The sequence below is a fragment of the Hydrogenophaga sp. ZJX-1 genome (assembly GCF_048590325.1).
Taxonomy (GTDB): Bacteria; Pseudomonadota; Gammaproteobacteria; order Burkholderiales; family Burkholderiaceae_C; genus Hydrogenophaga.
Genome location: NZ_JBMBRA010000010.1, coordinates 125,385 through 150,644, shown reverse-complemented (window position 1 = coordinate 150,644; position 25,260 = coordinate 125,385). Strand labels below are relative to the sequence as shown.

26 protein-coding genes are annotated in these 25,260 nt (G+C 65.6%); 18 read left to right on the top strand and 8 right to left on the bottom strand.

Features of this window, described 5'->3' with window-relative positions; all coding sequences use genetic code 11:
- From ACN5W5_RS22900 to ACN5W5_RS22845, 12 genes are all read left to right on the top strand, one after another.
- Window positions 1-1,521: Ig-like domain-containing protein (locus tag ACN5W5_RS22900; RefSeq protein WP_420050734.1), on the top strand; the 1,521-nt coding region annotated here is incomplete at its 5' end.
- Between the two features lie 25 nt (window positions 1,522-1,546).
- A complete protein-coding gene (locus tag ACN5W5_RS22895; protein ID WP_420050733.1) occupies window positions 1,547-3,424 on the top strand; it encodes a TolC family protein in 1,878 nt (625 codons plus the stop codon).
- A 1-nt stretch (window position 3,425) separates the two neighbouring features.
- Window positions 3,426-4,235 (top strand): efflux RND transporter periplasmic adaptor subunit, encoded by an 810-nt coding sequence (locus ACN5W5_RS22890; RefSeq protein ID WP_420050732.1) that lies wholly within the window; start codon window positions 3,426-3,428, stop codon window positions 4,233-4,235.
- Between the two features lie 9 nt (window positions 4,236-4,244).
- Window positions 4,245-5,573: an efflux RND transporter periplasmic adaptor subunit gene (locus ACN5W5_RS22885; RefSeq protein ID WP_420050731.1), complete on the top strand. Its 1,329-nt coding sequence runs from the start codon at window positions 4,245-4,247 to the stop codon at window positions 5,571-5,573.
- The gene (locus ACN5W5_RS22880; RefSeq protein ID WP_420050730.1) at window positions 5,570-7,729 is read left to right on the top strand and encodes an HlyD family efflux transporter periplasmic adaptor subunit; all 2,160 of its coding nucleotides are present in this window, start codon (window positions 5,570-5,572) and stop codon (window positions 7,727-7,729) included. The genes ACN5W5_RS22885 and ACN5W5_RS22880 overlap by 4 nt, the downstream gene beginning before the upstream one ends.
- 52 nt (window positions 7,730-7,781) lie before the next feature.
- Window positions 7,782-8,510, top strand: coding sequence for an endonuclease/exonuclease/phosphatase family protein (locus ACN5W5_RS22875; protein WP_420050729.1), 729 nt, complete (start codon window positions 7,782-7,784; stop codon window positions 8,508-8,510).
- A gap of 53 nt (window positions 8,511-8,563) precedes the next feature.
- Entirely contained in the window at window positions 8,564-9,847 is a 1,284-nt protein-coding gene (gene clsB / locus ACN5W5_RS22870) for a cardiolipin synthase ClsB (protein ID WP_420050728.1), read from the top strand.
- A 191-nt stretch (window positions 9,848-10,038) separates the two neighbouring features.
- Window positions 10,039-10,773, top strand: a complete 735-nt coding sequence (folE, locus tag ACN5W5_RS22865) for a GTP cyclohydrolase I (RefSeq protein ID WP_177138952.1) — start codon at window positions 10,039-10,041, stop codon at window positions 10,771-10,773.
- Between the two features lie 10 nt (window positions 10,774-10,783).
- On the top strand, window positions 10,784-11,209 hold the full coding sequence (locus ACN5W5_RS22860; protein WP_177138950.1) for a BLUF domain-containing protein: 426 nt from the start codon (window positions 10,784-10,786) through the stop codon (window positions 11,207-11,209).
- Window positions 11,210-11,331: 122 nt separating this feature from the next.
- The gene (locus ACN5W5_RS22855; RefSeq protein ID WP_420050741.1) at window positions 11,332-12,159 is read left to right on the top strand and encodes a DUF429 domain-containing protein; all 828 of its coding nucleotides are present in this window, start codon (window positions 11,332-11,334) and stop codon (window positions 12,157-12,159) included.
- 172 nt (window positions 12,160-12,331) lie between these two features.
- Window positions 12,332-12,973 carry a YitT family protein gene (locus ACN5W5_RS22850; protein WP_420050740.1) on the top strand — a complete coding sequence of 214 codons (642 nt, stop codon included), beginning with the start codon at window positions 12,332-12,334 and terminating at the stop codon, window positions 12,971-12,973.
- A gap of 166 nt (window positions 12,974-13,139) precedes the next feature.
- The gene (locus ACN5W5_RS22845) at window positions 13,140-13,607 is read left to right on the top strand and encodes a thermonuclease family protein (protein WP_420050727.1); all 468 of its coding nucleotides are present in this window, start codon (window positions 13,140-13,142) and stop codon (window positions 13,605-13,607) included.
- On the opposite strand, the gene ACN5W5_RS22840 is transcribed toward ACN5W5_RS22845, so the two are convergent.
- From ACN5W5_RS22840 to gpmA, 3 genes are all read right to left on the bottom strand, one after another.
- Window positions 13,608-14,366, bottom strand: a complete 759-nt coding sequence (locus ACN5W5_RS22840; protein WP_420050726.1) for a HesA/MoeB/ThiF family protein — start codon at window positions 14,364-14,366, stop codon at window positions 13,608-13,610.
- Window positions 14,367-14,412: 46 nt separating this feature from the next.
- Window positions 14,413-15,894 carry a S41 family peptidase gene (locus ACN5W5_RS22835; protein ID WP_420050739.1) on the bottom strand — a complete coding sequence of 494 codons (1,482 nt, stop codon included), beginning with the start codon at window positions 15,892-15,894 and terminating at the stop codon, window positions 14,413-14,415.
- 163 nt (window positions 15,895-16,057) lie between these two features.
- Window positions 16,058-16,801 (bottom strand): 2,3-diphosphoglycerate-dependent phosphoglycerate mutase, encoded by a 744-nt coding sequence (gene gpmA, locus ACN5W5_RS22830; RefSeq protein ID WP_420050725.1) that lies wholly within the window; start codon window positions 16,799-16,801, stop codon window positions 16,058-16,060.
- A gap of 117 nt (window positions 16,802-16,918) precedes the next feature.
- Between gpmA and ACN5W5_RS22825 the strand changes: the two genes are divergently transcribed.
- From ACN5W5_RS22825 to ACN5W5_RS22810, 4 genes are all read left to right on the top strand, one after another.
- A complete protein-coding gene (locus ACN5W5_RS22825; protein ID WP_420050724.1) occupies window positions 16,919-17,326 on the top strand; it encodes a rhodanese-like domain-containing protein in 408 nt (135 codons plus the stop codon).
- 130 nt (window positions 17,327-17,456) lie between these two features.
- Window positions 17,457-17,714: a glutaredoxin 3 gene (grxC, locus tag ACN5W5_RS22820; protein WP_420050723.1), complete on the top strand. Its 258-nt coding sequence runs from the start codon at window positions 17,457-17,459 to the stop codon at window positions 17,712-17,714.
- Window positions 17,715-17,834: 120 nt separating this feature from the next.
- Window positions 17,835-18,290, top strand: a complete 456-nt coding sequence (secB, locus tag ACN5W5_RS22815) for a protein-export chaperone SecB (RefSeq protein WP_226465358.1) — start codon at window positions 17,835-17,837, stop codon at window positions 18,288-18,290.
- Between the two features lie 26 nt (window positions 18,291-18,316).
- The gene (locus ACN5W5_RS22810; RefSeq protein ID WP_420050722.1) at window positions 18,317-19,327 is read left to right on the top strand and encodes an NAD(P)H-dependent glycerol-3-phosphate dehydrogenase; all 1,011 of its coding nucleotides are present in this window, start codon (window positions 18,317-18,319) and stop codon (window positions 19,325-19,327) included.
- Window positions 19,328-19,452: 125 nt separating this feature from the next.
- Here ACN5W5_RS22810 and panC read toward each other — a convergent pair whose 3' ends face one another.
- Window positions 19,453-20,319, bottom strand: coding sequence for a pantoate--beta-alanine ligase (panC, locus tag ACN5W5_RS22805; RefSeq protein ID WP_420050721.1), 867 nt, complete (start codon window positions 20,317-20,319; stop codon window positions 19,453-19,455).
- A 109-nt stretch (window positions 20,320-20,428) separates the two neighbouring features.
- Window positions 20,429-21,319 carry a 3-methyl-2-oxobutanoate hydroxymethyltransferase gene (gene panB, locus ACN5W5_RS22800; protein WP_420050720.1) on the bottom strand — a complete coding sequence of 297 codons (891 nt, stop codon included), beginning with the start codon at window positions 21,317-21,319 and terminating at the stop codon, window positions 20,429-20,431.
- 66 nt (window positions 21,320-21,385) lie between these two features.
- Here panB and nadC point away from each other — a divergent pair, with 66 nt between their 5' ends.
- Window positions 21,386-22,252: a carboxylating nicotinate-nucleotide diphosphorylase gene (gene nadC / locus ACN5W5_RS22795; RefSeq protein ID WP_420050719.1), complete on the top strand. Its 867-nt coding sequence runs from the start codon at window positions 21,386-21,388 to the stop codon at window positions 22,250-22,252.
- Window positions 22,249-23,352, top strand: a complete 1,104-nt coding sequence (gene nadA / locus ACN5W5_RS22790; protein ID WP_420050718.1) for a quinolinate synthase NadA — start codon at window positions 22,249-22,251, stop codon at window positions 23,350-23,352. Before nadC ends, nadA begins: the two co-directional genes overlap by 4 nt.
- A gap of 90 nt (window positions 23,353-23,442) precedes the next feature.
- Here nadA and rpoZ read toward each other — a convergent pair whose 3' ends face one another.
- The 3 genes from rpoZ to ACN5W5_RS22775 are packed head-to-tail and all read right to left on the bottom strand — an operon-like array spanning window position 23,443 to window position 25,234.
- Complete coding sequence (gene rpoZ, locus ACN5W5_RS22785; RefSeq protein ID WP_177138906.1) at window positions 23,443-23,646, bottom strand: DNA-directed RNA polymerase subunit omega; 204 nt, start codon at window positions 23,644-23,646, stop codon at window positions 23,443-23,445.
- 27 nt (window positions 23,647-23,673) lie between these two features.
- Window positions 23,674-24,294, bottom strand: coding sequence for a guanylate kinase (gene gmk / locus ACN5W5_RS22780; RefSeq protein WP_177138905.1), 621 nt, complete (start codon window positions 24,292-24,294; stop codon window positions 23,674-23,676).
- A gap of 4 nt (window positions 24,295-24,298) precedes the next feature.
- Window positions 24,299-25,234: a YicC/YloC family endoribonuclease gene (locus ACN5W5_RS22775; RefSeq protein ID WP_420050717.1), complete on the bottom strand. Its 936-nt coding sequence runs from the start codon at window positions 25,232-25,234 to the stop codon at window positions 24,299-24,301.
- Window positions 25,235-25,260 lie beyond the last annotated feature (26 nt).

The following is a 25,260-nucleotide window of genomic DNA, read 5'->3' as shown; positions in this document are numbered from 1 at the left end:
GTGGGCGGCGTGTGGAGCTTCACCTCGGCCGCGGGCGTGAGTGGGCCGGTGGTGATCAACTACACGATCGTGGACCAGGACGGGGCCACGGACAGCGCCACGCACACGATGAACGTGGCCAACCAGCCACCGGTGCTGGTGGACCCGGACCCCACGCCCGGGACGCCGAACATCGACCCGACGGACCCGAACAACCTGCTGGTGCCGGCGGTGGACAACGTGCCGGTGTCGGTGGACCTGGACAACTACTTCACGGACCCGAACACGGGTGACACGCTGACGATCACGCCGGACCTGAGCGGAGTGCCGGCGTGGGTGACCTACGACCCGGTGACCAACGTGCTGGGAGGCACACCGCCGGTGGACAACGCCGGGCCGGTGACCATACCGGTGACGGTGAATGACGGCAACGGCGGGAGCTTCACGGGCACGATCACGATCGAGCCGGTGAACCCCGGGCCGGACGCGGTGAACGACACGCAGGCGGTGGCGCCGCAAGTGGCGACGGTGGTGAACCTGCTGGGCAACGACACGGACCCCGACGGCGACCCGCTGACGGTGAGCACGGCCACGCTGGCCGACCCGAGCCAGGGCACGCTGACCAACGTGGGCGGCGTGTGGAGCTTCACCTCGGCCGCGGGCGTGAGTGGGCCGGTGGTGATCAACTACACGATCGTGGACCAGGACGGGGCCACGGACAGCGCCACGCACACGATGAACGTGGCACCTTCCCCGCTACCACCCGCGCCAGCGCCTGCACCGACACCGGTTACGCCGCAGCCGCCTGCGCCAGCACCCACTGTGCCCGATGCCCCTGTTTGGGAGACTACTGCCGGTCCGGTGTCGCCATCCACGCCGATGGCGTCGGCACCCGGTAGTGCGCTCCACGTGCTGTACGCGGTCAGCGAAGCCAGCAACGAGCGTGGCATGTTCACCTCTTCGCTGGGCTCCGTCGGTCTGGATGCAGGCCTCATGGGTGAAGCGATGAGCCAGCAGCCAGACAGCCTGATGTTTGACAGCTCAACCTGGGTCGATCAGGTGGGTCTCATCAAGGAGCCCAGTCCGGGTGAGGTGCAGGTGGTCGCACCAGCGCTGCACGTGCAGCATGCGGTTCGACACCAGCCGATCGTCATGGAACAGGGCTTGTTTGTTCAGCACGCCGTGCGGGCCTCGCAACTGGAATCGCGCTTGCGCAACGCCATCGTCGATGCCCACAACTCGGCCACAGCGGGGTATGGCAGCCTGCTGGATCCGTTTGCGCTGGGCGCTTCCAGGTCTGAAGGCCCCGCGGCGTCGGTGGCGGAGACCGAGCAACAACCAGCACGTCCACAACAGGCGACCGCCCGTGGCGAAAGCGAAGTTGCGCCGCAGGCAGCGAAGGCTGTAGACGAAGCCCCGGTGCAAAAGGCGGTTGAGTTGCCCCGTGCGGCTCAGGGCTTCCGCGCCCAGGTGGAACGGATGGCCAAAGACAGATTGCACGGCTCACGCCCCATCACCCGATCCACAACGGTCAAAAGCTGAACACCATTTTTTCGAGAACATGAAGATGAACAAGATCCCTTCCGTTTCCATCCGTGCAACCGGTTTCCTGCCGCGAAGCCTGGTGATGTTGGCCGTGACGGCCGTTGTGGCCGGCTGCAGCGTAACGCCCAAAGCGCTGACGCAGGACGAGGTGCGTGACCGGGTGAAGTCCGACACCGAGCGCATGTACACCGATCAGGCTTCGATCACGGCACCGATCAGCATGGAAGAGGCCGTCGCCCGGGCACTCAAGTACAACCTGGACTACCGCCTCAAGAAGATGGAGTCGGCCCTGGCTCTGGGTCTGACCGACCACGCCAGCTACGACATGCTGCCGCAGCTGGTGGCCTCTGCCGGTTACCGCGAGCGCAGCAACTACTCGGGCGGCACCAGCATCGGCATTCTGGACGGCGTGGAGTCGGATCGCCCGACTTCCTCCGACGCGCGCAGCCACTCGCTGCGCGGCATCGAGTTCTCGTGGAATGCGCTCGACTTCGGCGTCTCCTACTACCGCGCCCGCCAGCAGGGCAACCAGTTCCTGATCGCTGAAGAGCGCCGCCGCAAGGTGGTGCAGAACCTGTTGCAGGACGTGCGCGCGGCCTACTGGCGCGCGCTGGGCGCCCAGCGCCTGAACGCCCAGGCCGACGACATCCTGCAGCGTGCCTCGCTGGCCCTGTCGCGTTCACGCGAAGCCGAAACGCAGAAGATCATCCCGCCGGGTCTGGCGCTGGCCTACCAGCGCGCACTGCTGGACGCCACCACGCTGCTGAACCAGCGCCGCCAGGACCTCGAGTTTGCCAAGCGCGAACTGGCGGCGTTGATGAACGTCCTGCCGGGCGCCGACTTCGTGCTGGCCGAGGCCGTTGAGACCAACCTGCCTGTGGCGCCCAAGGACATCGGCAAGCTCGAAGAAATGGCGCTGCTGCAGCGTCCCGAGCTGCGCGAGGAAGACTACAGGAAGCGCATCACCGCCGATGAAGCCCGCAAGCAGATCCTCGGCATGTTGCCCGGCATCACGCTCAACTACGGCCGCCAGCACGATTCCAACCGGCTCCTGTACAACAACAGCTGGTCTGAAGGCGGCTTGAGCCTGGCCTGGAACCTGATGCGTCTGGTGGCACTGCCATCGATGAAGAATGCGCAGCAGTACCAGCAACAGACCGACGAAGCGCGCCGCATGGCGCTGTCCATGGCCATCCTGACGCAGGCGCGCGTCAGTGCCGAGCGTTACCGCATGGCGCTGGAAGACTTCCGTCTGGCCGACCAGGCCTCGCAGGTCGATACCCGTCTGGCCGCCTTCACCAAGGCGTCGGTCACCGCCAAGCTGGAAAGTGAGCTCGAAGCGATCCGCACCCAGGCCCGTGCCGTGCTGGGCGCTTACCAGCGCGCGAACGCCTACGCCAACGCCCACATCGCGTTCGGCCGCCTGTACAACACGCTGGGTTTTGACCCGATCGCCGACGACTTCGAAGCCGACGACCTGGGCACGCTGTCGCAGCGGGTGAAGGCGCACCTGCAGGCCGCCGAAAAAGACGCGTTTGCCCTGTCGTCCAATCTGTTCGGTCACGCCACGGTGGTCAAGGTGCAGCTTGCCGGTGTGGCCGATCCGGTGCAGCAAGTGCGCATGAAGGCCCTGGTGACCGAACTGCTGGCCCGGCACCAGATTGCCACCGACGCCAAGGAAGGCACACCCTTGCTGCTGTCGTTCCAGGCAGAGAGCAAGAACGGGGTAGAAAAAGCGTCCTGGACCGTCGAGCTGAAAGACGACGCGGGCCAGCCGCAGCAGGCGCGCTTTGCGACTACCATTCCGAGCAACGCGCGGGCTTCGGTGTACGAATCCAGCCTCGTGGCGGCACTCAATGCCAATCTTGGCGAACTCAAATCCTGGTTGAATGTTGACTGACATGCCCTGCAAATCCCTTTGGCGCGCGACCGGCGTGGTGTTGTTTCTGGGCGCTCTGTCCCTGACGGTTTCCGCCCAGACCAACGCGGTCGGTGCCGCCAGGGCGGCTCCCAATCCACCCAAGCCCGCTGCGGTTCCCGCTGCCGCGTCGGCGTCCGTGCGGGTGTTGGTGCTGCCGGCGGGCGAGACCGTGCTGGCCAGTCCCGTTCCCGGACGCATCGCCAAGCTTCACGTGGGCCTGGGCGCTCCTTTCCGACAAGGGGCCACCCTGGTTTCGCTGGATTGCGACGAACCGCGTGCCCGTCAGGCCATGGCCAGCGCCGATCTGGCGGCCGCCACCGACCAGTACGAAGCCAAGTTGCGCATGCAGGGCCTGGAGCAGGCGAGCGACGTCGAGGTGTCCCTGGCCGCCAGCGCGGTGGCCAAAGCCAAGGCCCAGATCGATCTGTACCAGTTCCAGATTTCGCAGTGCTCGATCCGGGCGCCCTGGAGTGGCGCGACGGCCAAGCTGCACGTGCGCAGCCACATGACCGTCAGCGCCGGGCAACCGCTGCTTGATCTGGTGCGCAGCGGCCTGTTGTTGCTGAAGCTGAACGTGCCGTCGAACTGGATATCGACCCTGAAAATGGGACATGAGTTCGAGGTGACCATCGATGAAACCGGCAACACCTACGCCGCACGGGTGCACCGGATCAACAGCCGTGTGGATCCGGTGAGCCAGACCATCGAGCTCGAAGCGACCATGCTGAAGGCACACGCCGACCTGCTGCCCGGCATGAGCGGGGTGGCGAAATTCACAGGCATGCGGTGAGTCTGAGCGATGTCTGATGTCTCGGATCTGAGCGTCCTGCTGCAGATCGAAGCCCGGGCGCTGGAAGCGCAAACCCTCGCCGCACTCCGCTTCACCATCGTCAACGAAACCCATGCGTTGACCCCTTACCGGCAGGCGGCCCTGTTCGATCTGGACGGTGATCGGGTTCACCTGGCGGCCGCCTCCGGTCTGGTGAGCGTGGCCAACGATTCGCCGTTTGCCGTCTGGCTCAGCCAATTTGCCCAACGCCTGCCGCGCGACGGGGCGGTTCACTGTCTGGACCATGCGGACGCTGCCGGCGAAGACGCCAAGAGCTGGGCCGAGTGGTTGCCGGAACACCTGCTGTGGGTGCCCCTGCCCGACAGGAACGGCGTGTCCCAGGGTATGGTGCTCTATGCCCGTGAGCAGACTTGGGACGACGCGGCCATCCAGTTGGTGCAGCGCTTGCATGCCACGTACGGCTACTGTTTTGCCGCTCTCCACCGCAGCACGCAGCGCTCGTGGAGCCGGGCCGGCAAGCTGTTCAAGAACCGCCGCAACCGCTGGCTGTTGTTCGGCGCGCTGGTGCTGGGTCTGTTCATTCCGGTGCGGCTGTCGGTGCTGGCGCCCGCCGAGGTGATCGCGCTCAACGCCATGGCGGTGGCCGCACCGCAGGATGGCGTGGTCGGTTCGTTCGCGGTGGCGCCCAATGCGCGCGTCAAGGCCGGTGACCTGCTGTTCTCGCTCGATGATTCTGCGTTGCTCAACCGCCAGCAGGTGGCGCTCAAGAGCCTGGAGATTGCCCGGGCCGACGCCCACGTCGCTCAGCAGCGCGCGTTCGACGACGCCAAGAGCAAGGCCGATGTGGCGGTGGCCCTGGGGCGGGTCCGGGAGAAAGAGGCCGAGCTGGCCGCCGTGGACACCCAGGCACAACGGGTCGAGGTGCGCGCGGAACGCGATGGTGTGGCGATTTTTGCGGACACCAACGACTGGCTCGGGCGTCCGGTCCAGACCGGCGAACGCGTCATGCAGCTGGCCGAGCCGGAAGACGGCGGCATCCTGATCTGGCTGTCGGTGGCCGATGCCATCAATCTGGCGCTGGAGTCGCCCGTGCGGCTCTTCCTGCACACCGAACCGCTGAGTCCCCGCGCCGGTCGACTGATCGAAGCCAGTTACCAGGCGTCCCTGAGTCCGGATGGTGTTGCCGCCTACCGGCTGCGCGCCCGTTTTGATGAGGACACCGAGTTGCCGCGCATCGGTCTGCGTGGTACGGCCCGCATTTCGGGCGACTGGGTGCTGCTGGGTTACTACCTGTTCCGGCGGCCGCTGGCCAGTGTGCGGGAGTGGACCGGTCTGTGAGCACCAGCGCGACGATCCCGCTGCCCCGGCGTGTCAAGCGGACGAAGGTGGTGCCGTTGCCGCGCATCCGCGACGAGCTCGTGGTGTTTCCGGCGGCGGCCAATGAAGACGGCTCCCCGGCCTGGATCATCCAGGACCCGGTCAACAACCGCTTCTACCGCATCGGCTGGATCGACTTTGAGCTGCTGGTTCACTGGGCCCACCACGACGCGGCGGCCCTGGTGAGGGCGGTCAATGCAGAAACGCCGCTCAACGTGACCCTGCAGGACGTGCGCCAGCTGCTGGGTTTCCTGTCCGACAACCAGTTGCTTCGCCTCGATACGAAGGCCGATGTGGCCCGGGTCATCGGCCGCAGTCAGCAGCTCAAGCGGTCGTTGTTCGAGTGGTTGGTGCACAACTACCTGTTTTTCCGGGTTCCCCTGGTCCGGCCTCAGGCCTGGCTGGCGGCGCTGCAGCCGCTGCTGGCCCGTTTGCAGATGCCCTGGCTCGCAGGTCTGTTGGGCCTGGTGACGGCACTCGGCCTGTTTCTCGCCTCGCGGCAGTGGGATGTGTTCCAACATACGCTGGTGGACAACATGACCTGGTCCGGGGTGTTCGGGTATGGATTGGCCTTGCTGTTCGCCAAGACGGTGCACGAAATGGGCCACGCCGTCGTCGCGACCCGCTACGGCGTGCGCGTGGCGCACATGGGGGTGGCCTTTCTGGTGATGTTCCCCATGCTCTACACCGACACGGGTGAGAGCTGGCGGCTGAAGGACCCCCGCCAGCGCCTGGCCATTGCCAGCGCGGGCATCGCGGTCGAGCTGGCCCTGGCCAGTCTGGCCACCTTGCTCTGGAGCCTGGCGCCCGACGGTGCGTTCCGCAATGGCATGTTCTTTCTGGCCACCACCAGCTGGATCATGACGCTGGCCATCAACGCCAGCCCGTTCATGCGCTTCGATGGCTATTTCATTTTCAGCGACCTGCTGGACCTGCCCAACCTGCACGAGCGTTCCAGTGCACTGGCCAAGGTCTGGCTGCGCCGCAGCCTGCTGGGCCTGGACGATCCCTGGACGGAGAGCTTTTCGCTCGCCAAACGGCGGGCGCTGGTGGCGTTTGCGCTGGGCACCTGGTTGTACCGGCTGGTGGTGTTCCTCGGTATCGCGCTGCTGGTGTATGTCTTCTTCTTCAAGCTGCTGGGGATCGCGCTCATGGTGCTGGAGCTGTCCTGGTTCATCGCCAAGCCGGTGCTCAAGGAGCTCGCGGTCTGGAAAGCGAGGCGGGGCGAAGTGGGCGCGGCGCGGATCAAAGGTCTGGTGGTGGCCGGACTGGTGCTTCTGGTGATCCTGTTCTTCCCCTTCAGCAGCCGCGTCACCGGCTATGGCTGGATCCATGCGGCCGATCAGCAACCGATCCACGCGCCTTTTGCCGCGCAGATCGTCGCGGTGCCGACCCAGCGCCAGTTCAAGACGGGCGACGTGCTCTTTGTGCTCGATTCGAGCATGCTGGGTATCGCGCAGGACAAATCGCGCCAGCTGGCGCTGGCCCGCGAAAGCCAGATCGCAGGTTTGATGGGCGTGCCCGACGGCGAGTCCCAGCGCCAGCTGCTGACTTCGCAGAAAGCCTATTTCGAGGCCGAAGAACAGGCCAGCATGGACGAACGGGCTCGGCTGACCTTGCGGGCCCCGTTTGACGGCGAACTGCACGACGTCGACCATGGCCTGGCGCCCGGCGTGTGGGTCAAATCGCGCGAGCCCCTGGCCATGCTGGTGGACAGTTCGCGCTGGGTGATCGACGCCTTCATCCCAGAAGAGGACCTGTCGCGTGTGGAGGTCGGGCAGACCGTCCGGGCGCGGTGGCTCGCGGGCCAGCCGTCCTGGGTGGAGGGCCGCATCGAGTCCATCGATGTGTCGCGGACCACGGTCTTGCCCAGCAGCCTGCTCGACGCCAACCACGGTGGCCCGATTGCCACGGTGAACGAACCCGCCCGCTCCGGCCAGGAGCGCACGCAGGTGGTACGCGATGCGCTGTTCCGCGTGCGCATCGTGCTGGACGAGCCCCTGCCGGCCCACCAGGTCGCGGCCGTTCGGGTGCGCATCGACGGGCACGCCGAGTCGCTGATCAGTGGCTCCCTGCGCCGACTGGTGTCGATCTTCATCCGGGAAAGCGGGTTCTGAAGACGGCACAGGGGGACGCCGCAGGCCCGTGCAACGTGCGATCATTACCCGCATGAGCATTCTGCGGGTCGCGACCTACAACATCCACAAAGGCGTGCAGGGCATCGGCCCCGCGCGGCGGCTGGAAATCCACAACCTCGCCCATGCGGTCGAGCAGTTCGATGCCGACATCGTCTGCCTGCAGGAAGTGCGACGGCACCACCGCAAGCTGGAAAAACACTTCACCCGCTGGCCCGATCTGGACCAGGCCGGTTACCTGTCGCCCGAGGGCTATGAGTCGGTCTACCGCACCAATGCGATCACGCGGCACGGGGAGCACGGCAATGCGCTGCTGTCGCGCTGGCCGGTGGTGGAATCCTGGCACTCCGATGTGTCGGACCACCGGTTCGAGCAGCGGGGCCTGCTGCATTCGCAGGTGCTGGTGGACGGGGCCGACGTTCATGTGGTGGTGGTGCATCTGGGCCTGATCCATGCCAGCCGGGAGCGCCAGGTCCAGCGCCTGGGAGAGTATGTGGCGATGCAGGTTCCGGCGGGTGCACCCCTGATCGTGGCGGGTGATTTCAACGATTGGGGCGCGCAGCTGCTCAAACCCATGGCGGCGCTGGACCTGCGCACCTTTGACGGCATCCGCCTGCCGACCTATCCGTCGCGCCTGCCGCTCCTGCACCTGGATCGCATCTACGTGCGCGGTCTCAAGCCCTTGTCCGCCCATGTGCCGCATGGTCGGTCCTGGGCCCGCATGTCCGACCACCTGCCGCTGATCGCCGAGTTCGAGTTGTGAACGCAGACCGTCCCGAGTCTCAGGGGCGCCCGGCAACGCAGGGCAAGGCGGTCATGCACAGCGGGAACCAGTTGCTGCTGCTGGTGGGTGGCGCGGAGCTGTTCCCCGCTCTTGTGGATGCCATGGACGCTGCGCGCCGGGTGGTGCATCTCGAAACCTACATCTTCGAGTTCGCCGGTTCGGCGCTGGGCGTGGCGCAGGCGCTGGAACGCGCAGCACAGCGCGGCGTGCTGGTGCGGCTGGTGATCGACGGGGTGGGCACACCCAGGGTTCCCGACGAGTGGAAAAAGCGCTTTGCGCAGGCGGGTGTTCGCCTGCGGGTCTACGCGCCGCTGGGGCGCCTGGGTTTGCTGATCCCGAGTCGTTGGCGGCGCCTGCACCGCAAGCTGTGTGTGGTGGACGGCACGGTGGGCTTTTGCGGCGGCATCAACATCATCGATGACCAGGATGACGTGGCCCTGGGGCGGCTGGCGGCGCCACGGCTGGATTTTTCACTCCGGGTGGCCGGCCCGTTGGTGGCCGACATGGTGGAGACCATGGAGCAACTCTGGTGGCGGCTGCAGGCCGTGCGCAAGGCACGGCAGCGCGAATTCAGGGCCGCCTGGGAGGCTTTGCGCGAAACCATGCCGGTGGGGGACTTTTCGCGCCTGCTGGCGCGGCTGGAAGCGGGTTCCGGTCGGGATACCGGGGCCCATCACAGAAAGCCGGATGGCGAAAGCAGCCTGCCTGCGTCCCTGTCCGATGGCCCTCTCGGGGTGGACAACGCACGTGCCGCGCTGCTGCTGCGGGACAACGTCAGCCACCGGCACGATATCGAGCGTGCCTACCTCAAGGCCATCGGCGAGTCCCGGCACGACGTCATGATCGCCAACGCCTATTTCGTCCCGGGCCGCAAGCTGCGGCGTGCGCTCCTGATGGCGGCGCAGCGCGGTGTGCGGGTGCGCCTGTTGTTGCACGGCAAATACGAGCATTTCATGCAGTACCGTGCCGCCCGCCCGGTCTACCAGACGCTGCTCGGCGGGGGCATCGAGATCCACGAGTATGCGACCAGCGCCCTGCATGCCAAGGTGGCGGTGATCGACCAGCGCTGGGCCACCGTGGGGTCGACCAACCTCGACCCCCTGTCCTTGCTGCTCGCGCGCGAGGCCAATGTCATGACCACGGACCGCCGCTTCTCTGCCCTGCTGCACCGCTGGCTGGCCGACGTCGTCGAGCGGGAGGGCCAGCAACTCGATGCCCAGGTGCTCGGGCAGCGCCCCTGGCACCAGCGCCTGCTGGACCGGCTGGCCTTTGGCGTCATGCGGGCCACGCTGTTCCTCTCTGGACATCGGTACTGAAATGGATCACCCCCGCCGCGCTGCGCGCGACCCCCTCGAAGGGGGCAACGCGATGCGGCCCGGCAAAGCCGGGACCAAAGCGTTTTGGGGTGGGCACGCTGGCCAGGCTTTCCTGTTGCATTGCACGCTCTGCAAAACCCCAGACTTCAGCCTGTTATTCGACGCTTTGGGGGCGGGTGTTAGCATGACCCATGCTCATGAAAACCGAACCTGACATGACCACCGCCGACACCATCGACGATGACCAGGGCGTGCCCGTGTCCGTCAAAATCCGCGAACGCATCAAGGCCGCGCGCCACCGCTTTCACTCCAACGACAACATCGCTGGATTCATCGAACCCGGCGAACTGGAGCAGTTGCTGGAAGAGGTGACGGTCAAGATGCAGGGTGTGCTCGACAGCATGGTGATCGACACCGAGAGCGACCACAACACCGGCGACACCGCACGCCGGGTGGCCAAGATGTACCTCAAGGAGGTGTTCAACGGCCGCTATGTGCACGGGCCCAGCGTCACGGAGTTTCCCAACGCCGAACACCTGAACGAGCTGATGATCGTCGGGCCCATCACAGTGCGCAGCGCCTGCAGCCACCATTTCTGCCCGGTCATCGGCAAGATCTGGATCGGCGTCATGCCCAACGAACACACCAACGTGATCGGCCTGTCGAAATACGCACGCCTGGCCGAATGGATCATGGGTCGCCCACAGATCCAGGAAGAGGCCGTGGTGCAACTGGCCGATCTGATCCAGGAGAAAACCCAGCCCGACGGTCTGGCCATCGTCATGGAGGCCAGCCACTACTGCATGGCCTGGCGCGGCGTGAAAGACATGGACAGCAAGATGATCAATTCGGTCATGCGGGGCGTGTTCCTCAAAGACCCCAACCTGCGCCGCGAATTCCTCTCGCTCATTCCCCGCAATTCCTGAAGAACACACCATGCTGGTACGCCTGCTTTATGTCAGCCGGGCAATCGACAAGGATTGCGCCAAGACCATCGAATCGGTGCTCGAAACCTCGCGCTCGCACAACATGGGCAACGGCATCACCGGCGTGCTCTGCTACGGTGGTGGTGTGTTCCTGCAGGCGATCGAAGGTGGTCGTGAGGCGGTCAACAAGCTCTACAACCACATAGTCGAAGACGCGCGGCACACCGACGTGGTGTTGCTGCACTACGAAGAAATCTCCGAACGCCGCTTTGGCGGCTGGACCATGGGCCAGGTCAACCTGTCCAAGCTCAACACCTCCATCGTGCTCAAGTACTCCGAGCGCCCGGAGTTCGATCCCTACGGCGTCTCGGGCAAGGTTTCGCTGGCCCTGCTTGAAGAGTTGATGGCCACGGCCAGCATCATCGGCAGAGCATGATGCCCCCAAGCGTGCCCCCGCCGTCGGCGGGAACCCGGGGCTCCGCCGCTTCGCGGGTCGCGGCCCCCCCGAGGGAGCTGTTTTGCCTTGGGTCGGCCCGGCGGCAAAACGTCTGAGTCGTGATTCCGCTGCTCGGTTGCGACTTCACCAGTGCGCCGTCCCGGCGCAAGCCCATCACCCTGGCGGTTGGCCACACAGACCGAGGCCGGGTGCTGCTCGAACGCATCGAGCACTTTGAGACGCTCGATGCCTGGGGTGATCGCCTGAAGGACGCTGGCGCCTGGGTGGGAGGTTTTGACCTGCCTTTCGGCCTGCCGCGCGAACTGGTGGTGGCGCTGGGCTGGCCGACCGATTGGGCCGCGTGCATGGCCCACTACGCCAGCCTCAGCCGCGATGACATCCGCGAAACTTTTGCCGACTTTTGCTCCGCGCGCCCGGTGGGTGGCAAGTTCGCGCACCGCGTCACCGACACGCCGGCCGGATCGAGTCCGAGCATGAAATGGGTCAACCCGCCTGTGGCTTTCATGCTGCACGCGGGCGTGCCCCGGCTGATCGCGGCCGGGGCCTCCTTGCCGGGTCTGCAGGCGGGTGACCCGGCGCGCGTGGCTCTGGAGGCCTATCCCGGCCTGCTGGCGCGCAGCGTGCTCGGCACCACCAGCTACAAAAGCGATGAGAAGGCGAAGCAGACGCCCGAGCGCCTGATCGCGCGCAAGACCCTCATCCACGCGCTGGAGGGCGGCCAGGCGCCGCTGCTGCAGGCCACCGGCCTGCGCCTGAAGCTCACACATGCCCAGCGTGATGGGCTGGCCGACGACGCCAGCGGCGATGCGCTGGATGCGGTGCTCTGCCTGTTGCAGGCGGCCTGGGCGCAGCAGCAACACGAAAACGGCCACCCGCGCTACGGCTTGCCCGCGTTCGATCCCCTGGAAGGCTGGATCGTCACGGCCTGAGCGGGTGCGCTGGCAGACCGTTCGTCCCGGCCGGCGGCGCGGGCAGGGCATTCACTGACCTGGGTCAAGCGTGCTGTGCTGCCCAGCGTCGATACTGCTTGGCTGTTTCCCCTGCCTTGTGAGACCTGCCGTGTTCCCTTCCCTGACCAGGCTGCGCCGCAGCCCTTCGCCCATGGCCGTCAAGTCGGTTGAAGGTCCCGCTGCGTTGGCTGCCGCATCACCGGTCCAGCACCGGTTACACGAAGACGCGCAGGCCCTGCTCACGGGCACGTTGTTTGTTGCTTTGGGTGTGATCATGTTCCGCCACGCCGGTCTGCTGACCGGTGGAACGGCCGGCCTGGCCTTTTTGCTGCACTACGCCACCGGCTGGAACTTCAGCCTGGTTTTTTTCCTGATCAACCTGCCGTTCTACGGACTGGCTTACAAGCGCATGGGCTGGGTCTTCACGCTCAAGACCTTTGCCGCGGTGGCGCTGCTGGCGGTGCTGGCGGAGTGGGTCCCGCAATGGATCAGCTTCGGCACGCTGTCCACCGGCTTTGCTGCCATCGCCGGCGGGTTGCTCATGGGTGCTGGCATGCTGATGCTGTTTCGCCACCGTGCCAGCCTCGGCGGGTTCAATGTGCTGGTGCTGTACCTGCAGGAGCGCTTTGGGTGGCGCGCTGGCCAGGTGCAGATGGTGTTTGACTGCGCCATCGTGTTGGCGGCGTTCGCGGTGGTGGACGGGTGGCAGATACTCTGGTCGGTCGTGGGCGCCGTGGTACTGAACATGACGCTGGCGATCAACCACCGCCCTGGTCGCTACATGGCGGTTTGACGCAGGGCCCGGCATCGCTGGCGGGAGCGCGCGATGCTGGCAGACTCGGGATATGTCCCATCTCACGCGTGCGCACCCAGGTTCTTCTTTTCGCCCATGGCCGCTTCCGGCGCTGTGGCTCTGTGTGGGACTGTTTGGCCAAGTCGCGGCCGTTGCACAACCCCAGTTGAAAGACCCGCCGGGTGCTGCACGTCCGCAGGCGTCCCGCGTCTACCAGGCCCGTGTCACCCGTGTGTTCGATGGCGACACGCTGTGGGTCAAACCCCTGGAAGGCGGCAGGTACCGCAAGCTGCGGCTCGACGGTCTGGACGCCCCCGAAATCTGCCAGGCTGGCGGGCGGGTGGCGCGTGATGCGCTGTCCGCACGTGTGCTCCAGCGGGTGGTGACGGTGAACGAGCGCCACCGCGACCACTACGGGCGAGCGCTGGTGCACCTGACCCATCAGGGGGAAGATGTGGGCGCCTGGCTGGTCGTTCGAGGACACGCCTGGGCCTACCTCTGGCGCTACAGCGAGGGCGTCTACGCCGAACAGGAAAGCCAGGCCCGCGCGCAGAAAAAGGGCCTTTTCGCAGACCGGGATGCCGAAGTGCCGCGCGACTTCCGGCGCCGCCACGGACCGTGCCCGTTGCCTTGATCAGGTGGGCGCAACCGAGCCGCAGACGGCGCACTGCGGATGGCGGGGCAGGGCGATCTCGGTGAACGCCATGTCGCGCCCGTCGATCATCAGCAAGCGCCCGGTCAGGCGCGAACCCAGGCCGGTGAGCAGCTTGAGCGCCTCGGCGGCCTGCAAGGTGCCGACGATGCCCACCAGCGGTGCGAACACCCCCATGGTGGCGCAGCGGGTTTCTTCCACGTCGCTGCTTTCCGGAAAAACGCAGGCGTAACAGGGCGAAGCCCCATCCCGGGGGTCGTACACGCTGAGCTGGCCGTCCATGCGGATGGCTGCGCCCGAAACCAGCGGCTTGCGGTGCTTCACGCAGGCGCGGTTGATGGCATGGCGGGTGGCAAAGTTGTCGGTGCAGTCGATCACCACGTCGGCCGTTGGCACGAGCGTGTCAAGCAGGGCGGCGTCCGCACGCTGCACCACGCTGATAACTTGGGGGTCGGGGTTGATGGCACCGATGGCGGCGCGCACCGATTCGGCCTTGGGCAAGCCCACGCGGGCCATGTTGTGGGCGATCTGGCGCTGCAGATTGGTCTCGTCCACCACATCGTGGTCCACCACGGTGATGCGGCCGACGCCAGCGCTCCCCAGGTAGAGCGCCACTGGCGAACCCAGTCCACCAGCGCCAATCACCAAGGCGTGCGAAGCCAGCAACTGCTCCTGGCCTTCGACGCCGAGTTCGTTGAGCAGGATGTGGCGCGAGTAGCGCAGGAGTTGCTGATCGTCCAAAGGCTCGGTCCCCGGAGGCTGGCTGGCGCAGGCTGCGCGCCTGCGGTCAGTTTTCTTTCTTCTCGGGAGGCCGCGTGGTCTGGGTCTTGCTGATGATCACCGGCTGGCCCTTGAGCTGGTTGAGCGCCTGCTGGAGCTGAAAGTCCTTTTCGCTGCCGAATTCGGGCACGAGACGCTGACCCGGGTTTTTCTTCGACTCTTCTTCCAGCCGCTTGCGGGCCACCTCGCGCTCCTGCTCGCGCAGCTGTTCGGCGGCACGCTGGGCATCGGTCATGGGCGTTTCGGCGGCTTTGGCCTCATTGCCGTTACCGAGGTGCTTCTGCAGGTCGGCCTCGCGGGTGCGCAGGGCGGCGAACACATTGCCTTCCAGGGTTTCGTCGACCATCACGTCCGGCACGATGCCGGTGGCCTGGATCGATTTGCCCGATGGCGTGTAGTAGCGTGCGGTGGTGAGCTTCAGGCCGGTATCGGGCCCCAGGGGGCGAACGGTCTGCACCGAGCCCTTGCCAAAGGTCTGGCTGCCGAGGATTTTGGCGCGCTTGTGATCCTGCAGGGCGCCAGCGACGATCTCACTGGCCGAGGCCGAGCCTTCGTTGACCAGCACCACCAACGGCACGGTCTTCAGGAAGCCTTTGGTGTTTTCGCTCAGGCGCTTGATGGGATCGGTGCCTCCGCGGCGCAGGTAATGTTGCGGAGCGGCCGTGTAGACCGACTTGCTGTCGGCAAGCTGACCGTTGGTGGACACCACGGTCACGTTTTCTGGCAGGAAGGCGGCCGACAAGGCCACCGCCGCGTCCAGCAGACCACCCGGGTCGTTGCGCAGGTCCAGCACCACGCCCTTGAGCTTCGGATCTTCCTTGTACAGCGCCTCGACCTTGCGGGAGAAGTCTTCGATCGTGCGGTCCTGGAACTGCGAAACGCGGACCCAGGCGTAACCCGGTTCGACCACCTTGGTCTTCACGCTCTGGGTCTTGATCTCCTCGCGTGTGATCGTCACCGGGAACGTGCGGTTTTCATCCTTGCGGAAGATGGTGAGCAGGACCTTGGTGCGCGGCTCGCCGCGCATGAGCTTGACGGCGTCGTTGATGCTCAGACCCTTGACGGCGGTGTCGTCGATCTTGGTGATGAGGTCGCCCGACTTGAGGCCGGCACGGAAAGCAGGGGAGTCTTCAATCGGCGAGACGACCTTCACCAGACCGTCTTCCATGGTGATCTCGATGCCCACGCCGACAAAACGACCGCTGGTGCCCTCGCGGAATTCCTTGAAGGACTTCTTGTCGAAGTACTGGGAATGCGGGTCCAGGCTGGCAACCATGCCCGAGATGGCGTCGGAGATCAGCTGCTTTTCGTCCACAGGCTCTACATAGTCGGTCTTGACCATGCCGAACACCGCGGCGAGCTGCTGCAGTTCTTCCAGAGGGAGCGGCGTCAGCGTGTTGCGCGCGACGGCCTGAAGTTGCACCGTCGTGAGAGCCCCGGCGACGGCGCCGACCGCCACCCATCCCGCAATCTTCAACTTGTGACTCACTTGCTTGCCCATGGAAATACCTCAAAAAAGACGCCAGCGCGTCGGCAACAGCCCGACCACACCGGCGGACCAATATACACCTTGGAGCACCGCCTGAAGATTCGGTTCCAGGCGCTTTTCAAGTACACCTGTTCCTTTTGCCCAAAGCAAGCTGACGTTCCGCTCAGGCTTTGCCCTGGCTGGCCACGGCCGCCGCAGCCCTCGCGGCTGCTTCGGCGTCACCCAGGTAGTAGGACTTGATCGGCTGGAGGCGGGCGTCCAGCTCGTAGACCAGCGGGATGCCGTTGGGAATGTTCAGGTTGACGATGTCGGCATCGGAAATGCCGTCCAGGTACTTGACCATGGCGCGGATGCTGTTGCCGTGGGCGGCGATCACCACCCGTTTTCCGCTCTGGATGGTGGGGGCCAGCACTTCGTTCCAGAAAGGCATGACACGCGCCACGGTGTCCTTGAGGCACTCGGTCAGCGGCACCTGCTCCGGCTGGAGGTTGGCGTAGCGGCGGTCGTTGCGTTCGCTGCGCGGATCGCTGGCTTCCAGCGCAGGCGGCGGCGTGTCGTAGCTGCGGCGCCAGATGAGGACTTGCTCGTCGCCGAACTGTTTGGCCATGTCGGCCTTGTTCAGTCCCTGCAGGCCACCATAGTGGCGCTCATTGAGGCGCCAGTCTTTCACCACCGGCAGCCAGGTGAGGTCCATCTCGTCCAGGCAGTAGTTCAGGGTGTGGATTGCGCGCTTGAGCACCGAGGTGTAGGCGATGTCGAATTCGTATTCTTCGGCCTTGAGCAGCTTGCCGGCCGACATGGCCTGCGAGACGCCGGTGGGCGTGAGTTCCACGTCGGTCCAGCCGGTGAAGCGGTTTTCGAGGTTCCAGGTGGATTCGCCGTGGCGAATCAGGACGAGTTTGTACATGGAGGGCAGGTGCGTAAAGGACAAATAGCGGTCCGGGACACCCCGGGCCAAAAGGGTCTGCCAGCGCGGGCCAGCCATACATTCTAAAATCTCGTGCTTATCTGAAAGGTCGTACCTGTGAGTTTCTTTATCGAAAATTGGATGTTGATCGCCGTGGCGCTGACGTCTGGGGCCCTGCTGATGTGGCCGGCCTTGTCGGGCGGCGCGGGCGCCGGGTCGGTCAATGTCACCGAAGCGGTGCAGCTGATCAACCGTCAGAAGGCCGCTGTGGTGGATGTGTGTGGCTCGGACGAGTTCGCCGCCGGTCATGTGGCGGGAGCCAAAAACCTGCCGCTTGCCGAGCTGGAAGCCAAATTGCCCGGCATGGTGAAGAACAAGGCCACGCCGGTGATTCTGGTCTGCGCTTCGGGCATGCGTTCGCGCCGGGCAGTGGCGGTGGCCAAGAAACTGGGCTACGAAAACGCCCACTCCCTTTCCGGTGGGTTGAGCGCCTGGCGTGCGGCCAGCATGCCGGTGGAGAAATAATTGCCCCCTGCGCCGCTTCGCGTCTTCCCCCAAGTGGGCCACGCCTTTGGCCCGGCGAAGCCGGTTCTTCGGCGTGTGCTGGATCTGGCACGCGTTGCGCTGAGATCTTTTGTGTGTAAGGAGCTTTGAATTGGCCCACGTCAAAATCTATTCCAGTGACTACTGCCCCTTCTGTAGCCGGGCCAAGGCTTTGCTGCAGAAGCGGGGGGTGACCGACTACGAAGAAATCGTGGTGGATGGCAAGTCCGATGTGCGCACCCGCATGACCGAACTGACCGGACGCACGAGCGTGCCGCAAGTCTTCATCGGCGACCTGCACGTGGGGGGGTGCGATGACCTGCACGCGCTGGACGCACGCGGCGGTCTGGTGCCGCTGCTGCAAGCCTGATGACGACCCCGGCCCGGTTTTCGGGCCTCCCGGCGCTGCTGAGATAATCGGCGCTGTACCCGCTGCGGGAACCTCATTCCCCGGCGGGTTTGTTTTTTTCCGAACTCCTGAAAGACCCTCATGGCCGACCAAGATCCCACCTTCCAGATCCAGCGCATCTATCTCAAGGAGGCTTCGCTGGAGCAGCCCAATTCGCCTTCCATCCTGCTGGAGCAGGAGCAGCCTTCGGTGGACATCCAGCTCGGCGTGGAAGCCAACCCGGCGGCCGACGGCGTGTACGAGATCTGCGTCACCGCCACCGTGACGACCAAGATCAAGGACAAAACCGTGTTCCTGGTCGAAGCCAAACAGGCCGGCATCTTTGAGATCCGCAACCTGCCGCAGGAACAGATGGGCCCGATCATGGGCATCGCCTGCCCGCAGATCGTCTACCCCTACCTGCGCGGCAACGTGGCCGACCTGATCCAGCGCGCCGGCTTCCCGCCCGTGCACCTGGCCGAAATCAACTTCCAGGCCATGTACGAACAGCAGCAGGCCCAGGCCGCCGAAGACGCGCCGCGCATCGTCACGCAGTAAACCGGCGTTCCGCTGGCGAACCGCGCATGAACATCGTTGTTTTGGGTGCTGGCGCCTGGGGCACAGCGCTGGCCATCAGTGCTGCGTGCCAGCCGCACCATGTCAGTCTCTGGGCGCGCGACGCGCAGCAGGTGGCCGACATGCGGGCGGCACGCGAAAACCGGCGTTATCTGCCCGGTGTCGAGCTGCCGCCTTCGCTGGATGTGGTGGGCGGTGAGCTGGGCGGTGCCGAGGCCTTGTGGGCCCATGCCGACCTTGTCGTGGTAGGCACACCCATGGCGGCGCTGCGTGGCATGCTGGAACGCTTGCGCGGTGTGTCCGCGCCCGTGGCCTGGCTGTGCAAGGGGTTCGAAGCACCGCAAGGCGAAGCGGCTCCGGGTCTGCTGGGCCACGAGATCCGTGCGCTGGTGGCGCCAAACCTGCGCGCTGGCGTGCTCAGTGGCCCCAGTTTTGCCCAGGAAGTGGCGCGCGGCCAGCCCACCGCACTGGTGGCCGCCAGCGAGCACGCCGGTGTGCGCGATGCGCTGGTGGCGGCTTTTCACAGTCCCACGCTCCGGGTCTATGCCAACGAAGACATCGTGGGGGTGGAAGTAGGTGGCGCGGTGAAGAACGTGCTGGCCATCGCCACCGGTCTGTGCGACGGGCTGAACCTCGGGCTCAACGCGCGTGCCGCGTTGATCACCCGCGGTCTGGCCGAAATGACCCGTCTGGGGCAGGCGCTGGGGGCACGGCCCGAAACCTTCATGGGCCTCTCGGGTCTGGGGGACCTGGTGCTCACGGCCACCGGCGATCTCTCACGCAACCGCAAGGTGGGTCAACTGCTGGCGCAGGGACTGAGCCTGCAGCAGGCGGTGGACTCGCTGGGTCACGTGGCCGAGGGCGTATACAGCGCCCGCACCGTGGTGCAGCGCGCGCAGTTGCTGGGCGTGGACATGCCCATTTCGGCGGGTGTGGTGGCGCTGCTGGATGGCCAGCTGCAGCCTGCCCAGGCGGTGGCCGCGCTGATGGGGCGTGACCCGAAGGACGAGGCGCAGTAGGGCCGAGCGGTTTTGCCGTCACGCATCCGGCGCGAAGGGCTTGATCCAGAAACACCATGGAACCGGCTTTGCCGGGCCGCAGGTGTTGTCCCTCTCTCAGCCGCGCAGCGGCGCAGGGGGTCGCTCTAAATCTCGAAGTTGTCGATCAATCGGGTGTTGCCCAGGCGCGCAGCGCCCAGCACCACAAGGGCGCCGGGGGTGATCGCGTCTGCCGCGGTGGGCGACTGCAGGTCCTGTCGGCGGCGAACCGTCAGGTAGTCGGGTTGCCAGCCGCGTGCCGCCAATGTCCTCATGGCCTTCTCTTCCAGCGTGGACTGGTGGTTGGGCAAACTCGCCGCAGCGGCCAAAGCGTCGCGTGCCAGACCCCGCAGTGCGAGCGACAGCTGCACCGCTTCGGCACGCTCGCTTTCGCTCAGATAGCCGTTGCGTGAACTCAGCGCCAGGCCGTCCGCAGCGCGCTGCGTTTCGCCGGCCACGATCTGAACCGGCAGGGCGAACTGCTGCACCATGCGGCGGATCACCATCTGCTGCTGGTAGTCCTTCTTGCCAAAGAGGGCATGACGCGGGCCCTTGGCTTCCGAGAACACGCACTGGAACAGCTTCATCACCACGGTGCAGACCCCGATGAAGAAGCCTGGACGGAAATGCCCTTCCAGGATGTCGGCCAGTTCGGACGGCGGCTGAATCTTGTAGCCCTGGGGGTCGGGATACAGCTCCTTTTCGGACGGCGCGAACACCACGTCGCAACCGGCTTGCTCCAGCCGGGCGCAATCGGCCTGCAAGGTGCGCGGATAGGTGTCGAAATCTTCGTGAGGCGCAAACTGCAGGCGGTTGACGAAGATGCTGGACACCGTCACATCACCCAGCGGCTGGGCCGTGCGAACCAGATCCAGATGGCCCTCGTGCAGGTTGCCCATGGTGGGCACAAAAGCCGGTGAGTTGAAAGGCCGCAGCGCAGTGCGCAGGTCTTCGATGGTGTGAACGAGTTTCATGTGGAGAGCAGTGTCTGTTCAAGGGGCGCCGCGGAACCGGCTTTGCCGGGCCGCCAGCGCCGCCCCCTGGAGGGGGTAGCGCCGCAGGGGCTGCGGGGGTGGGTCTGGTTCACCAGGCGTGCAGGCTGTCGTCCGGGAAGCTGCCGTCCTTCACAGCCGCCACGTACGCGGCCATGGCATCGCGCACGCTGCTGGCGCCCTCCATGAAATTGCGCACGAATTTCGGGTTCTTGCCGAGGTTGATGCCCAGCATGTCGTGCATCACCAGCACCTGGCCGGCCGTGCCCTTGCCGGCGCCGATGCCGATGGTGTGGCAGGTCTTGAGTTCGGTCGTGATCTCGGTCGACAGGGCTGCGGGCACCATTTCCAGCACCAGCATGGTGGCGCCGGCGTCCTGCAGATCGATGGCGTGGCGGCGCAGTTGCAGCGCGGCGGCGTCGCCCCGGCCCTGCACGCGGTAGCCGCCGAGCGCGTGCACGGTCTGTGGCGTCAGGCCCAGGTGGGCGCAGACCGGGATGCCACGTTCCACCAGGAAGCGCACGGTCTCGGCGGTCCAGCCGCCGCCTTCAAGCTTGACCATGTGGGCGCCGGCGTGCATCAACACCGCTGCGCTGCGCAGGGCCTGCTCTTTTGACTCGTGGTAGCTGCCAAAGGGCAGGTCGCCAATCACCCAGGCGGTGGCCTGAACGCGTTGCAGGCCGCGCACCACGCTTTCGGTGTGGTAACGCATGGTGTCCAGCGTGACGCCGGTGGTGCTGGACAGGCCCTGGCAGACCATGCCGAGCGAGTCGCCCACCAGAATGCACTCCACGCCCGCGGCATCGGCCACGGCGGCGAAGGTCGCGTCGTAGGCGGTGAGCATGGTGATCTTTTCTCCCCGCTCGCGCATCTCCTGCAGCCGTGGCAGGCTGACCGGCTTGCGCTGCGGCATGGGTGAAGCCGACGGCAGGGTGCCGTAGGGCGTGCCGCTGGTCGGCGCGGTGGATTTTGGTGGACTCATGGGGATCCCCTTTGCGTGGGCTTTGGATGGGGGGCACTATATGCGATCCCGTTATGCTTGCGACCCATGAAACACCTCTCTGAATTCACGGCCACGGATCTGGCCGAACTGGCGGGCGCCGATGTGGCCCGTGCGCTGGCCGAGGACGTGGCCAGCGGGGACCTCACCGCGGCGCTGGTGGACCCCTTGCGCAGCGCCCATGCGCGCGTCCTCGCGCGTGAGCCCGCCGTGATCTGCGGCGCACCCTGGGTGGAAGCGGCCGTGCTGGCCTGTGACCCCAAGGCCCGCCTGACCTGGCACGTGGCGGAGGGTCAGCGCTGCGTGGCCGACCAGGTGGTGCTGGAGATCACCGGCCGCGCCCAGGCCCTGCTGACCGCCGAGCGCACCGCGCTCAACTTCCTGCAGCTGCTCTCGGCCGTGGCCACCAGGACGGCGGTGTTCGTCGATGCCGTTCAGGGCACGCGCGCAGCCATCGTGGACACGCGCAAGACCATCCCGGGGCTGCGTCTGGCGCAAAAGTACGCGGTGAAAACCGGTGGCGGCGTCAACCACCGCATTGGGCTCTACGACGCGGTGCTCATCAAGGAAAACCACATTGCTGCCGCGGGTGGCGTGGCGGCCGTCCTGAAGCGTGTGCAGGAAATGGCACCCCAGGCGCGTTTTGTCGAGATCGAGGTCGAAACCCTGGCGCAGCTGGACGAAGCATTGGCCTGCGGTGCCCGAATGGTCCTGCTCGACAACATGGACATCCCCACCCTGCAGGAAGCCGTGCGGCGCAACGCGGGGCGCGCCATCCTGGAGATTTCGGGTGGCGTGAACTTGCAGACGGTGCGAAACCTTGCAGAAACCGGGGTGGACCGCATCTCCATCGGGGCCCTGACCAAAGACGTCAAGGCGATCGATTTTTCCATGCGGATGGAGCAACTGACATGAGCAACGAAGCCATCATCGATGTCGAATACGAACAGCCGGCCTGCCCGACCAAACACGCCTGGGCGCGTGTGCCGGTCGAGCCCGGTCCGAAGCAGCGCGCCGAGTTGAAAGACAAAATCCGCCGCCTGCTCAAGGAGCGCAACGCGGTGATGGTGTCGCACTACTACGTGCATCCCGACCTGCAGGACCTGGCCATCGAGACCGGCGGCATCGTCAGCGATTCACTGGAGATGGCGCGTTTTGGCCGCGACCATGCGGCGCAGACACTGGTTGTTTCTGGCGTGCGCTTCATGGGCGAAACGGCCAAGATACTGAGCCCGGAAAAGACCGTTCTCATGCCCGACCTGGACGCCAACTGCTCGCTCGACCTGGGTTGCCCGATCGACGAATTCAGCGCCTTCTGCGATGCCCACCCCGACCGCACCGTGGTGGTCTACGCCAACACCAGCGCCGCGGTGAAGGCGCGCTCCGACTGGCTCGTCACCTCCAGCTGCGCGCTCGACATCGTGAAGGCGCTCAAGGACAAGGGCCACAAGATCCTGTGGGCGCCCGACAAGCACCTGGGGGGCTACATCCAGCGCGAAACCGGTGCCGACATGCTGATGTGGAACGGCTCGTGCATCGTGCACGACGAGTTCAAGGCCTTCGAGCTGGAAGCGTTGAAAAAGGAACACCCCAAGGCCAAGGTGCTGGTGCACCCGGAAAGCCCGGCCGACGTGGTGGCGCTGGCCGACGCCGTGGGTTCCACCTCGGCGATCCTGAAGGCTGCGCACGAACTGGACGCGAACGAGTTCATTGTCGCCACCGACAACGGCATGATGCACATGCTGCGCCAGCAGAACCCGGGCAAGGTGTTCTATGAAGCGCCCACCGCCGGCAACAGCGCCACCTGCAAGAGCTGCGCGCACTGCCCCTGGATGGCGATGAACGGGCTGGCCGGTGTGGCTCAGGTGCTGGAAAAAGGCCTGAACCAGATCCACGTGGACCCGGCGCTGATCCCGCGTGCGCGGTTGCCCATCGACCGCATGCTGGCGTTCACCGCTGCGCACCGGGCCGGTCGGGACGCCGGGGCGCTGGTGCCGAACATCGGCGCCGCCTGAGCGGTTTTGGCGGACGCGGCGGATGTCCTTCCGCCAGAAACAAAGAAGCCCGGCAGTGCCGGGCTTCTTTGCGGGGTCTGAAGCTTCAGATCAGAGCGGAACCTTCTTGAGCATCTCGATGCCGATCTTGCCTTCGGCAATTTCACGCAGCGCGGTCACGCCGGGCTTGTTCTTGCTCTCGATCTTGGGGGCATGGCCCTGGCTGAGCATGCGGGCACGGTAGGTGGCGGCCAGCACGAGCTGAAAGCGGTTGGGGATCTTTTCCAGACAGTCTTCGACGGTGATGCGTGCCATGTGCGGGCCTCGGTAGTGTGCGGTGAGTCAGTGGATGTTGAGCGCTTTGAAGGTATCGCTGCGGGCGATACGCTGGGCGGCGAACTTGAGCCGCTGGGCATGGACGATGGCCTTGAGGTCAAACAGGGCCCGCTCGAACAACTCGTTGATTATAACGAAGTCGAATTCCCGCGCGTGCATCATCTCCGACGCGGCATTCTGCAGCCGCAGCTCGATGACTTCGGCGCTGTCTTCAGCGCGCCGCTCCAGGCGTGATCTCAGCTCTTCCCAGCTGGGCGGCAGGATGAAGATCAGCACCGCGTTCGGGAAGATGCGTTTGACCTGGATGGCGCCCTGGAAATCGATCTCCAGCACCACGTCCGCCCCCTGGGCCATGCGCTGCTCGATGGCCTGTTTGGACGTGCCATAGCGGTTGCCATGCACCATGGCCCATTCCAGGAAAGCGCCCTGGATGACCATCTGGTCAAAGGTTTCCCGGGCCACAAAGTAGTACTCGCGCCCATGCAACTCCTGGCCACGCGGGGGCCGGGTGGTGTGCGAGACCGAGGGCACGACGCGGGAGTCCAGCTCCATCAGCGCCTTGACCAGACTGGATTTTCCAGCCCCGCTGGGGGCTGCGACGACGAACAGGTTGCCTGGGTATTCCATACGGTCATTCAATGTTCTGGACCTGTTCGCGCATCTGTTCGATGAGCACCTTCATGTCCACGGAAATGCGGGTGAGTTCCAGGCTCGACGATTTGGAGCCCATGGTGTTGGCTTCGCGGTGCAGTTCCTGGATCAGGAAGTCCAGGCGTTTGCCCACATCGCTGCCCTTCTTGATCAGGCGCTCGATTTCCACCAGGTGCGAGTCCAGCCGGGTCAGTTCTTCGGCCACATCGATGCGGATCGCGAAGGCGGTGGCTTCGGTCAGCGCGCGATCCTGTGCGGCCTCGCTGGTGAGGGTGTTGCTGGTGCCGCCAGCGGCGGCGCTCGCGCCGAGCGCTTCGTTCCAGCGGTCGATGAAACGCTGCCGCTGTTGCGCGACCAGTTGGGGAATCAGGGGCTGGGCGTCTTTGGCGAGCTGGCGCAGCTGCTTGAGCCGGTCCAGCAGCATGGCCGCCAGGCGCTGTCCTTCGCGTTCGCGCGCGTTGAGCAGTTTGTCCAGGCCCGTCTGGGCCAGCGCGAGCAGGGTTTCGTGCAGTTCGCCGGGGTTGCCGGTCTGGCGCGTGGTCAGTTGCAGGACCTCGGCCACCGACAGGGGGGCGGCGGTGGGCAGCCAGGCGCGGATGTTGTCCTGCAGGCTCACCAGCTTTTGCAGCTCCGGTGCATTGGGTGCACGCGGTCCGGCGTCGGTGCGGCCTTCAACCCATGCCCGCACCTCCACCTTGCCGCGCTTGAGCGCGGCGCCCAGCAGTTCGCGCAGCGCAGGTTCGGTGCCGCGCAGGTCGTCGGCGAGCTTGAAAGTCAGGTCGAGAAAGCGGCTGTTGACCGAGCGGATTTCGATGCCCAGGCCCGGCCGGGCATCGCGCGGGGACTCGCTGGCATTCGTGGCTGCGGCCCCGCCGGCTTGGGCCGTGGCGTAGCCGGTCATGCTGTAAACTGCCATTGAACTGTGTCCCATCAGGTTGAGTG

Coding starts and splice junctions, on each gene's coding strand:
- ACN5W5_RS22895 (WP_420050733.1), top strand. CDS start 1,547: ATGAACAAGATCCCTTCCGTTTCCATCCGTGCAACCGGTTTCCTGCCG.
- ACN5W5_RS22890 (WP_420050732.1), top strand. CDS start 3,426: ATGCCCTGCAAATCCCTTTGGCGCGCGACCGGCGTGGTGTTGTTTCTG.
- ACN5W5_RS22885 (WP_420050731.1), top strand. CDS start 4,245: ATGTCTGATGTCTCGGATCTGAGCGTCCTGCTGCAGATCGAAGCCCGG.
- ACN5W5_RS22875 (WP_420050729.1), top strand. CDS start 7,782: ATGAGCATTCTGCGGGTCGCGACCTACAACATCCACAAAGGCGTGCAG.
- clsB (WP_420050728.1), top strand. CDS start 8,564: ATGCACAGCGGGAACCAGTTGCTGCTGCTGGTGGGTGGCGCGGAGCTG.
- folE (WP_177138952.1), top strand. CDS start 10,039: ATGCTCATGAAAACCGAACCTGACATGACCACCGCCGACACCATCGAC.
- ACN5W5_RS22860 (WP_177138950.1), top strand. CDS start 10,784: ATGCTGGTACGCCTGCTTTATGTCAGCCGGGCAATCGACAAGGATTGC.
- ACN5W5_RS22850 (WP_420050740.1), top strand. CDS start 12,332: ATGGCCGTCAAGTCGGTTGAAGGTCCCGCTGCGTTGGCTGCCGCATCA.
- gpmA (WP_420050725.1), bottom strand. CDS start 16,801: ATGTACAAACTCGTCCTGATTCGCCACGGCGAATCCACCTGGAACCTC.
- secB (WP_226465358.1), top strand. CDS start 17,835: ATGGCCGACCAAGATCCCACCTTCCAGATCCAGCGCATCTATCTCAAG.
- ACN5W5_RS22810 (WP_420050722.1), top strand. CDS start 18,317: ATGAACATCGTTGTTTTGGGTGCTGGCGCCTGGGGCACAGCGCTGGCC.
- panC (WP_420050721.1), bottom strand. CDS start 20,319: ATGAAACTCGTTCACACCATCGAAGACCTGCGCACTGCGCTGCGGCCT.
- panB (WP_420050720.1), bottom strand. CDS start 21,319: ATGAGTCCACCAAAATCCACCGCGCCGACCAGCGGCACGCCCTACGGC.
- nadC (WP_420050719.1), top strand. CDS start 21,386: ATGAAACACCTCTCTGAATTCACGGCCACGGATCTGGCCGAACTGGCG.
- nadA (WP_420050718.1), top strand. CDS start 22,249: ATGAGCAACGAAGCCATCATCGATGTCGAATACGAACAGCCGGCCTGC.
- rpoZ (WP_177138906.1), bottom strand. CDS start 23,646: ATGGCACGCATCACCGTCGAAGACTGTCTGGAAAAGATCCCCAACCGC.
- gmk (WP_177138905.1), bottom strand. CDS start 24,294: ATGGAATACCCAGGCAACCTGTTCGTCGTCGCAGCCCCCAGCGGGGCT.
- ACN5W5_RS22775 (WP_420050717.1), bottom strand. CDS start 25,234: ATGGCAGTTTACAGCATGACCGGCTACGCCACGGCCCAAGCCGGCGGG.